Genomic DNA, 13,930 nt, shown 5'->3' on the forward strand with positions numbered 1-13,930 from the left:
GTCTCGATCTTCTAATGCAGAAGGTCCATATGCTTTATAGTTCAAAAAATACATATTAAATGCTCCAGGTGAAATCTTTAAACCATATTCACTACGCAGCTCACGAAAAGGCACACCATCTAAATACAATTCTATGAATCGTTCTAATTCTTTTGCAGTATGTTTCTTAACCAATCTAAAAAATACCCCCTCTAAAGTAGTTTACTTTTTTTAGTGTCTACTTTAGAGGGAGCATATCACAGTAGCATATATGTTACTTTTCGGTAAATACAATATACAAAAATTCTACTTCATTAAGAATCATTATTTTTCCGTTTTTACACCGAACTTTGTCAGAAAGTTCACTGTTCTATCTCAATAAAGTGCCACAATAAGAATGAAAAACTTCCACAATGTTCTGGAAAAATGTTGGTTTAATATTTGTTTCCAATAAAAATATAATGAGATTGTGGAAATAGATGGAGGGGATACAGTGAATAAGAGACAATCGGATATTCTGAATCGATTAATTCATGAAGAAACACCAGTAACAGGTAAGGAACTGGCGAGAACTTATTTAGTTTACACAAAGACTATCTACAATGACATCGTTGTTTTAAATGAATTTTTGAAACCGTATTCTTCATCGGTTGTGAAGAAACCAAGTGCAGGAATCTTTCTTGAAATGGATGAAGAGCATCGACACCAATTAATGGAAAAGTTTCAAGTAAAGATGGAAACGAAAGCAAACAAGGAAGAGTTCAAGATGCTTTCAACATTTCTTTTAGATAACGAAGTGGATATTCTAGATTGGTCACTCGAGAATTTTACGAGTGAATCTTCAATTAGAAGAGAAGTAACCGAGTTTGAGAAAGAGCTAAATGCTAATGGAGTCATGCTAGAAAAAAGACATGGCAAGTTGATTCTAGGAGGAGCGGAAGATCAGATTCGTAAGTTTTTCCGAAATAAACTTCTAAGTGGCGTTACTCATTATAATCTGGATGAAATGAACCAAACAGGTTGTGTTGGAGACGGGAGAATTCAAGATCTTAACCAAATTATGAATCAACAGCTAAAACAGTATCAGTTCTCAGTAGCTCACGATTATCGTCACTATCTTTTGCTCGATTTACTTATCTTTGATATAAGGTGGCATAGAGGTTATCGTGTTGAGCAATATAAGCAACTCGATAGCAATAGTCCGAAAATTATTGAGACTTACTTGCTAGCGAGAGACCTGCTCAATGAGATTACTGGTCAGGAAGTGGAAGAGGCAGAAATCGTCACACTTTCACAAATTTTGATTTCCATTGGAAATTACGCAAGTGCATATCTAGGGTCTGATCCTAAAATCGAGAAGACAACTGATGCCTTTATCAACATGGTTGGAGACTTGGCAGGGATACAGCTCCAAGAGGATGAATACTTAAGAGGGATGCTCTTAAATCACCTTCCAGCGATGATTATGCGACTTCGGAATCGAATCCATCTGAAGAGTAATCTGATTGAGGATATTAAGTATCAATACGGTATTCTGTACAACTTTGTATGGTTATCTGGAAAGATTTTCAAGGAAAATTACAATGTGGAACTAACAGACATTGAGGCTGCCCTACTGACGATTCACTTGGAAATTGCAGTTGAGAAAATCAATCAACCAATGAAGATTTACGTTGTGTGCCCACATAGCTTGGCCACATCCGAACTCATCTTAAATCAGGTGAGAAAAGTCACTGGACAATACGACAATATCGAAAAAGTTAGCTACGACAAAGCGAAGATGCTTTTGATTCAACCAAACGATTTAGTCATTAGTTCCGTTGCTTTAGAAGATGTATCTTACCCGTATATTCACGTAGGAACCATCATGAAGGAAGAGGATCTTCTGAAAATCCAAAAGAAATTCTTGACGCACACCATGGGGCAATCGCAGTCGAATTACTTATTAAAAGACGACGAAGAGATGACAAAGAGACTCATCAAGCGATTGATTGGAAACTCAATCTATTTAAAGAAAAAAGCAGGAGATGCAGAAAAGTGTCTATCAAAAATCATCAAGTTAGCCTCAGTGGATAACTTGAAAAATCCACGATTTGAGAAGACGATTCGTCACCGGGAGAATCTGGGGATTACGAGTACGTATACAGGCATTGCCTTACCACACGCGAATCCAAAAGAGGTAACTACCTCCGAACTCGTCATGATGACACTCGACAAGCCTGTTTATTGGGGTCAGAATCTCGTTAAAGTCGTAATGCTTATCGCCATTGCGGAAACAGAGTTAGAAATTTACAAGGATGCCTTGAAAGTTCTCTACTCGAAAATAGATAGTTCTTCTTACATTCAACATTTGTGGGAAGCAGAAAATCAAGAGATTTTTTTAACCGCTCTATTTGCAGAAGCGGAATTTGAACCAATTCAATAAGGAGGGATAAAATGACAATCATATCTCAACTAGTTCAAAAGGATTTAATCAATCTGGAAGGAAAAGGTGAAACCAAACAAGAACTCCTGAAAAACTTAGCGGAAACGTTATTTAAAAAAGGGTACGTGAATGATGGTTTCGCCAAAGCAATACTCGAAAGAGAGGAGGAATTTCCAACAGGATTGCAACTCGAAAAAACAGCAGTTGCGATTCCACACACGTATAGTGAGTACGTGAAGAAACCTTTTATCTACGTTGTTAAGTTGGCAAATCCGGTGACGTTCATTCAAATGGGAACTTCAGATGTGGAAGTAGATGTTCACTTCGTTGTTGTTCTTGGAATCTCAGAACCGAAGAACCAAACAGGATTATTGGTTGAATTGATGAATGTGTTCCAACAAGAAGCATTTATCGAAGCGTTACAAAACGGTCAAACCGAAGAAGAAATTTACAATTTATTTGCGACAGCAAAAATGGAGGAAGAATAACATGAAAAAATTAATTGTTGCATGCGGATCAGGAGTGGCTACATCTCAAACAGTAGCATCTAAAGTAGAGCGTTTATTGAAAGAAGCAAACGTACCTTGTGAAATCGAAGCAGTAGATATGAAAGCTTTAGAACAATACGTAAAAACAGCTGACGGCTACATTTCAATCGTAAAACCTAAAAAAGACTATGGAATTCCAGTCTTTAACGGAATTGCATTCTTAACAGGTATGGGGCAAAAACAAGAATTACAAAAAATTATTGATTTTCTAAATAGCTAGGAGGAACTTAAGATGGAAATCTTACAATCGGTCATTCAATATATTCTTGATTTAGGAGCTGCTGTATTCGTACCGTTCCTAATGTTAATCGTCGGTTTAGCAATGAAGATGAAATTCAGAGATGCGTTCACTTCAGCGTTAACGCTAGGGATTGCCTTCACAGGGATGGGAATCTTAGTAAACTTCATCATGACAAGTATGGGTTCTGCCGCAAATGACTTAACAACTCATACAGGCTTAAGCTTACCAGCCGTTGATATCGGTTGGCCAGGGGCTGCAGCAATCAGCTGGGCTTGGCCATATGCATTCTTAGTCTTCCCACTTCAATTGGCCATCAACTTCATTATGTTGATTACAAAACAAACTAAAACATTGAACGTGGACTTATGGAATGTTTGGAATAAAATCTTTACAGCCGTAATCGTAACTTACTTTACAAACAACATTGTATTTGGATTTATCGCTGCTGCAATCATTATCGTATTAGAATTAAAACTTGGGGATGCATTTGCTCCTGAAGTAGAACGTTTAACAGGTGTACCAGGGATTACAGTGCCTCACTTTATCACTTTAATCGCTGTTATCTTACATCCAATCGACGAACTATTGAAGAAAATCCCATTCTTAAACAAAGAGTTCGATGCAGATACATTAAAAGAAAAAATTGGGGTATTCGGTGAAAACTCTGTAATGGGTGCTATCATCGGGTTTGCATTAGGTCTTGCTTCAGGTAACGGTCTAAAATATGCTTTAGGTTTAGCGGTTCAAGCTGCAACAGCTTTAACATTATTCCCAATGGTTTCTAAATTATTCTCACAAGCTTTATCACCAATCTCAGAAGCAGTATCAGACTTCATGCGTGAGAAATTCGAAGATCGCGAAGTTTACATTGGTCTTGACTGGCCAGTACTTGGTGGACGTAATGAATTATGGGTAGCTGTAATCTTTACAATTCCATTCTTATTAGTTGGTGCTGTAGCTTTACCAGGTAACATCGTATTACCATTTGCCGGAATTATTAACTTATCATTCGTAGTAGGGGCTCTATTATTAACAAACGGTAACGTACTTCGTATGATTATCCACGGTTTAATTTCAACTCCACTATTCTTATATGGAGCAACTTACTTCACACCATATATGACTCGTCTTGCTGAAGAAACAAATACTTTACAACAAACAGGTCAAATTTCTTGGGCAACATTCGAAGGTCCAGACATTCGTTATATCTTAGCAAATGGATTTAGCGGAAATATCGTAGCTATTCTTTTAGGAGTTGCTTGGTTAGGATTATATGTATGGTTATTACAAGCTCGTAAGAAATACAACGAAAAACTAGAAGCGGGCGAATAGCATGAAAAAGCTCCTCATCTTAATTCTAGGAATCTTATTTGTAATCTCGATTCTCTATAGACAGATATGGTTAACGCTGATTATTTTGCCCATTAGCATTTATTTAGATAAACAAAATCTATTTAAAGACTTTGATGAAAAAAGAAAAGCGAAAATCGCCAAGCTCAAAGAAAGGAAATCGATATGACATATCCAAAATATATAAATGAATTGTGCCAAGTAACTTATGATATGTGGAATAAGGGCTGGGACGAATACAATGGTGGTAATATTAGCTACCGTTTAACAAAAGAAGAAGCAAGTGCGGTGGAATCAGATCTTGCTGGAACTCCTTACACTTATTACACAGAAAATAGAAAAGAAGTGGAAGTTCTTGATGTACCTGAGCACGTACAAGGAGAGTATCTCTTAATTACGGCTTCTGGAAGTCATTTCAGAACATTGCACTCTCAACCAGAAGTGGACACAGGGATTATCCAGTTGACTCCTAAGGGATACCAAGTGGTAGCTGGTTTTGTGACTGGTAAACGCCCAACAAGCGAAATCTTCATGCACGTATTGGCGCATGCAGCACGTCTAAAAGTGGATCCAAATCACCGCGTCGTGATTCATAACCATGCAACCAATATCGTTGTGTATTCATTACTAGATGAAGTGACGAGTGAATCATTAACCCTTGATTTATGGTCAGTGTTAACAGAGTCTATCGTCGTATTCCACGATGGAATCGCAGTGTTGCCTTGGGAAGTTCCAGGAACGCAATTAATCGGTGATGACACAGCCCGTGAACTTGAAACTCACCGTTTAGTAGTGTGGGCTAAACACGGAGTACTTTCAACTGGTAAAGATTACCAAGATTGCTTCGGTTTAATCGAAACAGCCGATAAAGCTGCTCATATTGCGTTAGAACTAAAACGTGTTAGCGGAAAGAGCATCTACGAAAATAATGTTCTATCAAAAGCGGATTTGAAGAAAGTCTGTGACGTTCTTGGAGTAGAAGGAAAATACTTAAACGACTAATTAAAACGAAAACGATGAATAATTAAAAAATAGAATTGCCAAAAACTGTTTAAAAGATTGTTCATTTGTAGGAGGCAGGTTGATACCTGCCTCTTTTTGGTCTAATTAAAACCCCCGGATTGTCCGGGGGTCCAAAAAGCTTTAGCGGAGTGATAATGAAAAAACAAGCCTCCTTAGTTATAATTCGTATGTGGTCTGCAAACTACAACGAAAGAACTAAGGAGGTTTTGTCATGGGATATACCGATGACTTACACAGTTTATCACATACGAAATGGAACTGTAAGTATCATATCGTTTTCGCACCAAAATATAGAAGAAAGGCATTCTATGAGTCAAGGAGGCTTGATGTCGGAAGAATGTTACGACAGCTATGCGAATGGAAACATGTAAATATAATTGAAGCAGAGGTCTGCGTGGACCATGTTCATATGTTAGTGGAAATACCACCAAAAATGAGTGTTTCTGGGTTTGTCGGATATTTAAAAGGGAAAAGTAGCCAAATGATATTTGAAAGATGGGCGAATGCAAGATTTAAGTATCGCAATAGATCGTTTTGGTGTAGAGGGTATTATGTAGATTCGGTTGGAAAGCATTCGAAAGCCATTGGAGAGTATATACGAAATCAACTAAAAGAAGATCATATAGCAGAACAATTGGAATTAGAATTGGAAGATCCGTTTACAGGAAAACGTAAATAGGTGCTCGTCGCAGGCCACATAAGCGCCTTGAGGCGTCGCTCTGAGATCAGGGCTATGCCCGAAACTGAAAAACCACCGGCTTAGCCGGTGGATATTTATTTTGCGTTAAGTTTTTAAAGAACACAATTATTCCTTTGATTATACAGTAAAAAATCAAAAGAAAGTGGGAAAATTAACTAAAATAAAGCGTTTTCTATTGTCCTTAGATATGGACATAGTTTGAAGGGGATTTTTCAAAATTGAATATAAAATAAAATTAAGAGGTGATGATAATGACATTTAGTACAAAAGAGTTATCCATTATTTACTTTTTAAATTATGAGAACTATGTTACCTCCAGTGAAATATCAAAACAATTCTATTTCACGCCTAAAACGGTCTATCGAATAATTAAGAAAATAAATGATGTTGGTAAAGAACTATTTGATAAAGAAATAATTTTTTCTGAACCTGGTAAAGGATATAAGTTAAACTCATATTTTCTTGATAAAGATTTGAAAAACTTGTCTTCGACCAATTCAAATTCGGATGATTATAATGTGATCCTAAAAATACTATTTAATCATCCTAAAAAAACAGCTGTTAATTCATTGTTTAAAAATAGTTATTATAGCGACAGTACAATTCAAAGGCGAATTAAACATATTGAAGCATACTTAGCTCAGTTCGAAATATATCTAGAACAGAGTCGTCTGTATCTTTGCATCGAGGGGAAAGAAGAACAAATTAGAAAGGCGATTCAATTCACTTTAATTTTAACAAATAATTCATCGCAAACTAATTTAGTAAAAAACAATATTGATTTGTATGACAAGCGTTTTATTGAGAGTCAAATTGAATTAATTGAAGATACATTTGGTATTGAAATTCCTTATCCATATGATGTTAATTTGTTCACCCATATATATATGTTGTTAATTCGGTATAGAGAAGGCAAAGTATCGTTTTTGCAGAATCAAGAACCTTTAACTGGTGAAGAAAAATTACAATTAAAAAATAATCCTGAAATATATAAAGTCTCAAAAGTCATTAAGCAGAACATAGATTCTTATCTATCAGTATACCTTGATGAACTGGAGGAATATTTTATTTTTCAAAATATTTATTCTTTTAGTTATTTTGAACAGAATTTTCAAAACATTGATGTTGAAGTTGCCAGAGAATTTTCAACACAACTTGTAAAGGAATATTTTAACTTAGACACTTTTGTAGATAGAAAGTACTTAGATTTAATTGAAGATTTATATTTTCATATTCTACCAATGATAAATAGGTTAAGAGTAGGAATTTATATTGAAAATAATATGTTAGAAGAAATTCAATTAGAATACTTTGAAACCTTTAATAAGCTGAAAGATATAATACCAAAAATCCAGAATAGATTTGAGATTAAAAATCAAATATTTGATTCAGAAATAGGTTTTATAACTCTATATTTTGAGAAATATCTAACAACAAATAAGAAAAATATTTTACTTATTTGTTCAACAGGTGTTGGTACGTCTGAATTGCTTAGGATTAAATTACAAAACGCATTTCCAGAATTTAATATTGTATCAACGATGGGATTTAGGCAGCTAAAAAACTCTAATTTTGAGATCTTGAAAAAAGTAGATTATATTTTTTCAACAATCAGAATAAATGATAATTCAATAGTAAAACCTGTAATAAATATAAGTCCTATACTCTCAGAAAGAGATATACAGCTTATAAGATATACAGTTGAGGAGGAGAAAAAAATTGGATAAAGAAATTGATTTAACAAAGGTAATAAATAAATCGCTAATGATTGTACAATCGAAAGCTAGTTCAAAAAAAGAGATTCTTATAGAATTGTCAAATTTACTAGAAAAAGAAGGATATGTAAAAAGCTCAGAGGAATTTTTGAAAGATGTTTATTTAAGAGAAGAGGAAGGTATAACTGGTATTGGAAGTAATATTGCAATTCCTCATGGCAAATCCGATGCGGTCATAAAAACTACAGTTGCTATAGCAACACTTGAAAATGAAATTTACTGGGAAACTTTAGACGGGAAAGGAGTGAAGGTAATTATTTTATTTGCAGTTCAAGATACGGATGCAACTACGACACATATTTTATTATTACAAAAAGTTGCTATCTTGTTAGCAGATGATGATTTTTTAGAAAGTCTTAAAGTTGTTTCTTCAGTAGACGAATTATATCAACTATTTATAGATAAATACTAAGGAGTGTGGAAAATGTTAGTAAGTGGTAAAGAAATTTTAGAAGTGGCAAATAAACATGGGTTTGCAGTTCCTGCTTTTAATGCAGGATCTGGACAGTTGTTAGAGGCAGTAATTGAAGCGTGTGAAGAAACAGAATCTCCTGTAATGATTGCTATTCATCCAGATGAGTTATCTTTCTTGACGGATAGTTTTGTCGATCAAGTAAAATATTATGCTAATCATTCTCGATTACCAATTTGTATCCATCTTGATCACGGGGCAAATTTTGAACAGGTTATTCATGCGATTCAATTAGGCTTTACCTCGGTAATGATTGATGCTTCTCATAAGGAGTATGAAGATAATATTGCAATTACAAAAAAAGTAGTTGAGGCAGCTCATGCGGTTGGTGTTTCTGTTGAAGCAGAATTAGGAACGATTGGTGATACAGGTAACAGTATTGAAGGTGGCGTTACTGAAGTGATTTATACTGACCCAAATGTTGCAAGAGACTTTATCGAAAGAACTAATGTAGATAGTCTGGCGGTAGCGATTGGTACAGCTCATGGTATCTATCCTAAAGATTTAAAACCAAAATTAAGACATGATATTTTAGAAGAGATTGAAAAGTTAGTTGAAATTCCTTTAGTGTTACATGGCGGTTCAAGTAATCCAGATGAAGAAATTGCGAAAGCAGTGACAATGGGGATTAACAAAATTAATATTTCGAGTGATATTAAGATTGTATTTGCTAATAAACTCAAAGAAGTATTGGCGAATGGTGGTAGTGAAATTAGAGAACCAAATGTAATGTTCCCACCATGTATGGAAGAAACGAAAAAAGTAGCTATTGAAAAGATTAAGCTATTTAAATCTGATAAGAAAGCCAAATTGTATTATTAGAAATCGATTGGGGGAATTAAAATGAATATTGTTGGAATAGCAGCATGTACTGCAGGAATTGCTCATACGTATATTGCAAAAGAAAAAATTCAACAAGCTGCAGAAAAAAGAGGGCATACAATTCATATTGAAACACAAGGCTTGGCGGGGACTCAAGATGAATTAACTCCACGCGATATTAAAGAGGCAGATATTGTTCTTATTGCTGCAGATATTAAAGTTAACGGAAGAGATCGCTTTAATGGGAAAAGAATTGTAGAAATTCCTACAGGATTAGCAGTGAAATCATCTCAAAAATTAGTTGAGAAGTTAGAGCAAGTTGTAAACGAACAAAGATAATAAGGAGTGTTAAAAATGAAAAAGATTGAAATCAAGAAACACTTGATGACGGCGATATCTTTCTTCCTCCCAATTGTTGTTGGTGCCGGTTTTCTATTGGCTATTGGGAATATGATGGGTGGACAGAATATTCAGGCTTATAAAGATGGTTTTACTTTTGCGGATACTTTAGTAACTATGGGGATTTACGGTCTTAGTTTATTGCCGATGATCGTATCAACGGCAATTGCGTATTCAATTGCAGATAAGCCAGGTATCGCGCCAGGTTTAATTGTTGGTATGGTTGCTTCAGGTATTGGAGCAGGTTTCTTAGGTGGACTAGTTGGTGGTTATATTTCAGGATATACTGTAGCAGCAATTGTTCATTATATTAAGGTACCAAAATGGATGGAAGGTTTAATGCCTACATTAGTTATTCCTTTCTTAAGTTCTTTCATTGCCGGTATGCTTATGTATTATGTGGTAGGTGGACCAATCAATTGGCTTGCTGGTTTGATTACGGGATATCTTTCTAGTTTAGATAAATCATCTCTATTCTTCTATGGAATGATTATTGGGATTTTTGCATCAATTGATTATGGTGGTGCGATTAACAAAGTAGTTTTTGCATTTGTATTCACTTTATTCTCTGAAGGTATCTATGAACCAATTACTGTATTAATCTTAGCTTCAATGGTAACACCATTTGGGCTAACTATGGCTTATTTCATTGGAAAAGTAATCCGTAAAAATATCTTCAATAAACAAGAAATTAATGCATTAACTACAGCATTCCCTATGGGTGTTTGTCAGATTACAGAAGGTTGTTTCCCAATTGTTTTAAATGATTTATTAAGAAATGTAATCGCTACTGGTGTTGGTGGTGCTATTGGTGGTGGACTAAGTATGCTTTGGGGAGCTGATAGTCATATTCCAGCTTCTGGTATGTTTGCGGTATTCACAATGACTAAACCTTGGGCATTTATCGGTGCGTTGCTAATTGGTTCGCTAGCAACAGCTGTAACAATTTTAATTCTAAAACCAAAAGTAGATCCAAACTTTGTTCCGGGTGTAGAAGAAGATCAAGAAGAAGATGATATTGCTTGGGAAGATTTAAAGATTAGTTAGGAGTGTAATTAATGATTGATTATAAAGAAAAAGTATATCAAGCTTTCTTAGAGTCAAATATTGTTTTTACTTCAGATGAATTAAGTAGTATAGAATATGCTGATTTTGGATTGAGTAATTTTGAAAATGAAGGATTAAATCTCATTGTTTACGAAAATAATGATAGATATTGTGCTAAAGAAATGGTATTACTTCCTTTCCAAACTTGTCCAGAACATTTACATCCAAATCGTAATGGAGAACCAGGTAAACAAGAAACCTTTAGATGTAGAAAGGGAAGTGTAGTACTTTTTGTAGAAGGAGAAGCTAATGGTGTGACTGTTAAAGTGCCAGAAGGAAAAGAAAATTACTATACTGTAAAACATGGGATAGTTTTAATGCCAGGAGAACAGTATACAATCTTACCTAATACAAAACACTGGTTCCAGGCTGGGAAAGAAGGAGCAATCATTTCTGAATTTTCTTCAAATAGTGATGATGCTAGCGATGTATTTACTGATCCAAATGTGAAGAGAGTAAATTAATATGATGAAGGGGCTGAGGAAATACCAAGCCCCTTTTTAAATAAAGAGGTATCGTTATGAATACTTATTCTATCGAAAATGAATATATAAAAATAGAATTTCTTACTAAGGGGGCAACAGTTGTCTCTATTAGAAAGAAAGAGACGAATACAGAATACATTTTGTCCTATAAGAATATAGATCGATACGTAAATAATGTTTACTATTTTGGTGCGACAATTGGAAGGAACGCAGGAAGAACGTATCCTACTGAATATACAAATTTTTCAGGTAACAAAATAAAATTAAAACCTAATGAAAATAAGGTGTATTTGCATGGAGGAGAACATGGACTTGACTCTGTTGAATGGAAATTATCTATATTAGAAGCAGATTTTGCGCTGTTAGAATACAAAGACTCAAATCCCGACTATGAAAAGTCCTCCGTGAACGTAATATACCAATTAATTGGTAAAAACTTTGTTATTAGATATTTAGGAAATGCAGAAATTCCTACAATTTTTAACCTGACTAATCATTCTTACTTCAACCTGAATGGTAATAGAGATTATAGTACTGTCAAAAATCATTATTTAAAAATTGAAGAGTCCGAATTGCAAATTGTAGATGATGATTTCATCCCAACTGAAAAATACTCCGATATGAAAAATAAATATCAGAACTTTGATTTTTCAGATGGAAAGAAAATTATTGAAGCTTTTGATGTGGATAATGATTTGAGTCGAAAGTGTAAGGGTGGCATAGATCTTGCATACTGCTTTAAAAAGAATGTAATTTCAACGCCAAAAATAGAAATTTGGTCTGATGATCGAAAAAATGGACTTCGAATATATTCTAATCAAGAATCTTGTGTTATTTATACACTAAATAAATTAATAGATAGTGAAGAAGAATTTCAAAAGTATCAAGGAATAACCTTTGAAATGCAAAAAAGACCAAATTACATTCATAGTTTATCTGGGGATTGTCTTCAAACTAATTATTATAATTACATTAGATATGAAATATTATAGAGGAGGTCACGAATATGGGTTATGTATTGGGGTTAGATTTAGGAACTAGTTCCCTAAAAGGTTTATTGATAGATAAAGATTGTAATTTAGTATATGAAGCATCTTATGAATACACTTTCTATGCTCCCAAGCCAAGTTATAGTGAACAAAATCCTGAAGAATGGATTCTAGCACTTAACAGTATTATGGAAGAAATTAATTCAAAAGTAATTGATTTTGGCGATAATCTTGAAGCTATAAGTATTTCTGGGCAGATGCATGGGCTTGTGATGCTAGATGAATATAACAAGGTTATTAGACCAGCTATCTTATGGAATGATACCAGAACAAGTAAACAATGCGAAAATATACTCAAAGATTTTGGAGATAAAATATTATCAATCACAAAAAATAGACCATTAGAAGGATTTACTCTACCTAAAATATTATGGGTTCAGGAAAATGAACCTGACTTATGGGAGCAAGTAAAGCATATAATGCTTCCGAAAGATTATGTTGTATGGTATTTAACAGAAAAATACTCGACTGATTTCTCAGATGCTGCAGGAACCTTAATGTTAGATTTAAAAAATTGCAAATGGTCTGAAGCAATCATTGAAAAATATAAAATTGAAAAAATGTATTTACCTTCGATTTATAAATCTGAAGAATTTGTTGGTGAAGTAACAGATGCTTTATCACTTATATGGCAACTAAAAAATAAAGTAAAAGTAGCTGCAGGAGGAGCTGATAATGCTTGTGCAGCACTTGGCGCTGGGATTGTTTCTTCCGAAATTGCTTTAGTAAGTATTGGAACTTCTGGTGTTTTCTTGTCCTATGAAGATCAGCCCCATGATAATTATAATGGGATGCTTCATCTATTTAATCATGCTATTAGTGGTGGTTATTATTCAATGGGGGTAACTCTGTCCGCGGGCCATAGTCTAGAGTGGTTTAGAAGGACCTTTGCTAGAGGGAAAATGTTTAAGGAACTTTTAGAGAATATTGACAATATAAATGTCGGTTGCGACGGCCTACTCTTTACTCCGTATATCGTTGGAGAAAGAACGCCATATGCGGATAGTAAAATCAGAGGAAGTTTCATTGGAATAGACACAAACCATAATCTTGATCATTTTACTCGAGCAGTGATTGAAGGGATTACTTTTTCTTTAAAAGACTCACAGGTGTTAATGGAGAAAGTTGCTAATAAAAAATTTTCAAAAATAATATCTGTTGGTGGAGGAGCCAAAAACAAAGAATGGCTACAGATGCAAGCTGATATTTTTTCATGTGAAATTCTACAGTTAAAATCAGAACAAGGACCTGGTCTAGGGGCTGCATTTTTGGCCATGATTGTAGCTGGATGGTATCCAAGTTTAGAAGAGTGTGTGACAAAAAATGTTCATTACAAAGATTCGATTTTGCCAAACACTTTAGCTACAATAGAGTACGATAAGGTATACGAAAAATATAGAAAGATTTATAAAGCCACTAAAGAAATTTGTGTTTAAATTTAATATAAGAGTATTTCGATATTAAAAGTAAAGAATACTTCATTGTAAATATTCAATAAATTTATCCATTTCATTAAGGTTGGTAAATAGATTTGTATGATTTAAATTAATTGTTT

14 protein-coding genes are annotated in these 13,930 nt (G+C 34.3%); all 14 read left to right on the forward strand.

The features are described from left to right. Window positions 1-472 precede the first annotated feature (472 nt). Complete coding sequence (locus tag O3798_RS06985; protein ID WP_371464065.1) at window positions 473-2,404, forward strand: transcription antiterminator; 1,932 nt, start codon at window positions 473-475, stop codon at window positions 2,402-2,404. A gap of 17 nt (window positions 2,405-2,421) precedes the next feature. Beyond that, window positions 2,422-2,892, forward strand: a complete 471-nt coding sequence (locus tag O3798_RS06990; protein WP_048711739.1) for a PTS sugar transporter subunit IIA — start codon at window positions 2,422-2,424, stop codon at window positions 2,890-2,892. A gap of 1 nt (window position 2,893) precedes the next feature. Then, on the forward strand, window positions 2,894-3,172 hold the full coding sequence (locus O3798_RS06995; RefSeq protein WP_048712205.1) for a PTS sugar transporter subunit IIB: 279 nt from the start codon (window positions 2,894-2,896) through the stop codon (window positions 3,170-3,172). Window positions 3,173-3,184: 12 nt separating this feature from the next. Then, entirely contained in the window at window positions 3,185-4,525 is a 1,341-nt protein-coding gene (locus O3798_RS07000; protein ID WP_371464066.1) for a PTS galactitol transporter subunit IIC, read from the forward strand. Between the two features lie 183 nt (window positions 4,526-4,708). Further along, window positions 4,709-5,545 (forward strand): rhamnulose-1-phosphate aldolase, encoded by an 837-nt coding sequence (gene rhaD, locus O3798_RS07005; RefSeq protein WP_371464067.1) that lies wholly within the window; start codon window positions 4,709-4,711, stop codon window positions 5,543-5,545. 232 nt (window positions 5,546-5,777) lie between these two features. Continuing rightward, on the forward strand, window positions 5,778-6,245 hold the full coding sequence (gene tnpA, locus O3798_RS07010; RefSeq protein WP_371464068.1) for an IS200/IS605 family transposase: 468 nt from the start codon (window positions 5,778-5,780) through the stop codon (window positions 6,243-6,245). Window positions 6,246-6,517: 272 nt separating this feature from the next. Beyond that, window positions 6,518-7,993, forward strand: a complete 1,476-nt coding sequence (locus O3798_RS07015; RefSeq protein ID WP_371464069.1) for a transcription antiterminator — start codon at window positions 6,518-6,520, stop codon at window positions 7,991-7,993. Continuing rightward, window positions 7,986-8,453, forward strand: coding sequence for a PTS sugar transporter subunit IIA (locus O3798_RS07020; RefSeq protein WP_371464070.1), 468 nt, complete (start codon window positions 7,986-7,988; stop codon window positions 8,451-8,453). The genes O3798_RS07015 and O3798_RS07020 overlap by 8 nt, the downstream gene beginning before the upstream one ends. 12 nt (window positions 8,454-8,465) lie before the next feature. Further along, window positions 8,466-9,335 carry a ketose-bisphosphate aldolase gene (locus O3798_RS07025; RefSeq protein ID WP_371464071.1) on the forward strand — a complete coding sequence of 290 codons (870 nt, stop codon included), beginning with the start codon at window positions 8,466-8,468 and terminating at the stop codon, window positions 9,333-9,335. A gap of 21 nt (window positions 9,336-9,356) precedes the next feature. After that, window positions 9,357-9,674, forward strand: a complete 318-nt coding sequence (locus tag O3798_RS07030) for a PTS fructose transporter subunit IIB (RefSeq protein ID WP_371464072.1) — start codon at window positions 9,357-9,359, stop codon at window positions 9,672-9,674. 15 nt (window positions 9,675-9,689) lie between these two features. Further along, window positions 9,690-10,781 carry a PTS fructose transporter subunit IIC gene (locus O3798_RS07035; RefSeq protein WP_371464073.1) on the forward strand — a complete coding sequence of 364 codons (1,092 nt, stop codon included), beginning with the start codon at window positions 9,690-9,692 and terminating at the stop codon, window positions 10,779-10,781. A gap of 14 nt (window positions 10,782-10,795) precedes the next feature. Next, window positions 10,796-11,305 carry a D-lyxose/D-mannose family sugar isomerase gene (locus O3798_RS07040; RefSeq protein WP_371464093.1) on the forward strand — a complete coding sequence of 170 codons (510 nt, stop codon included), beginning with the start codon at window positions 10,796-10,798 and terminating at the stop codon, window positions 11,303-11,305. Window positions 11,306-11,361: 56 nt separating this feature from the next. Then, window positions 11,362-12,318, forward strand: a complete 957-nt coding sequence (locus tag O3798_RS07045; RefSeq protein WP_371464074.1) for a hypothetical protein — start codon at window positions 11,362-11,364, stop codon at window positions 12,316-12,318. 14 nt (window positions 12,319-12,332) lie between these two features. After that, window positions 12,333-13,811, forward strand: a complete 1,479-nt coding sequence (gene xylB / locus O3798_RS07050; RefSeq protein WP_371464075.1) for a xylulokinase — start codon at window positions 12,333-12,335, stop codon at window positions 13,809-13,811. Window positions 13,812-13,930: the final 119 nt, after the last annotated feature.

The sequence above is a fragment of the Granulicatella sp. 20925_1_45 genome (assembly GCF_041433555.1).
Lineage (GTDB): Bacteria > Bacillota > Bacilli > Lactobacillales > Aerococcaceae > Granulicatella.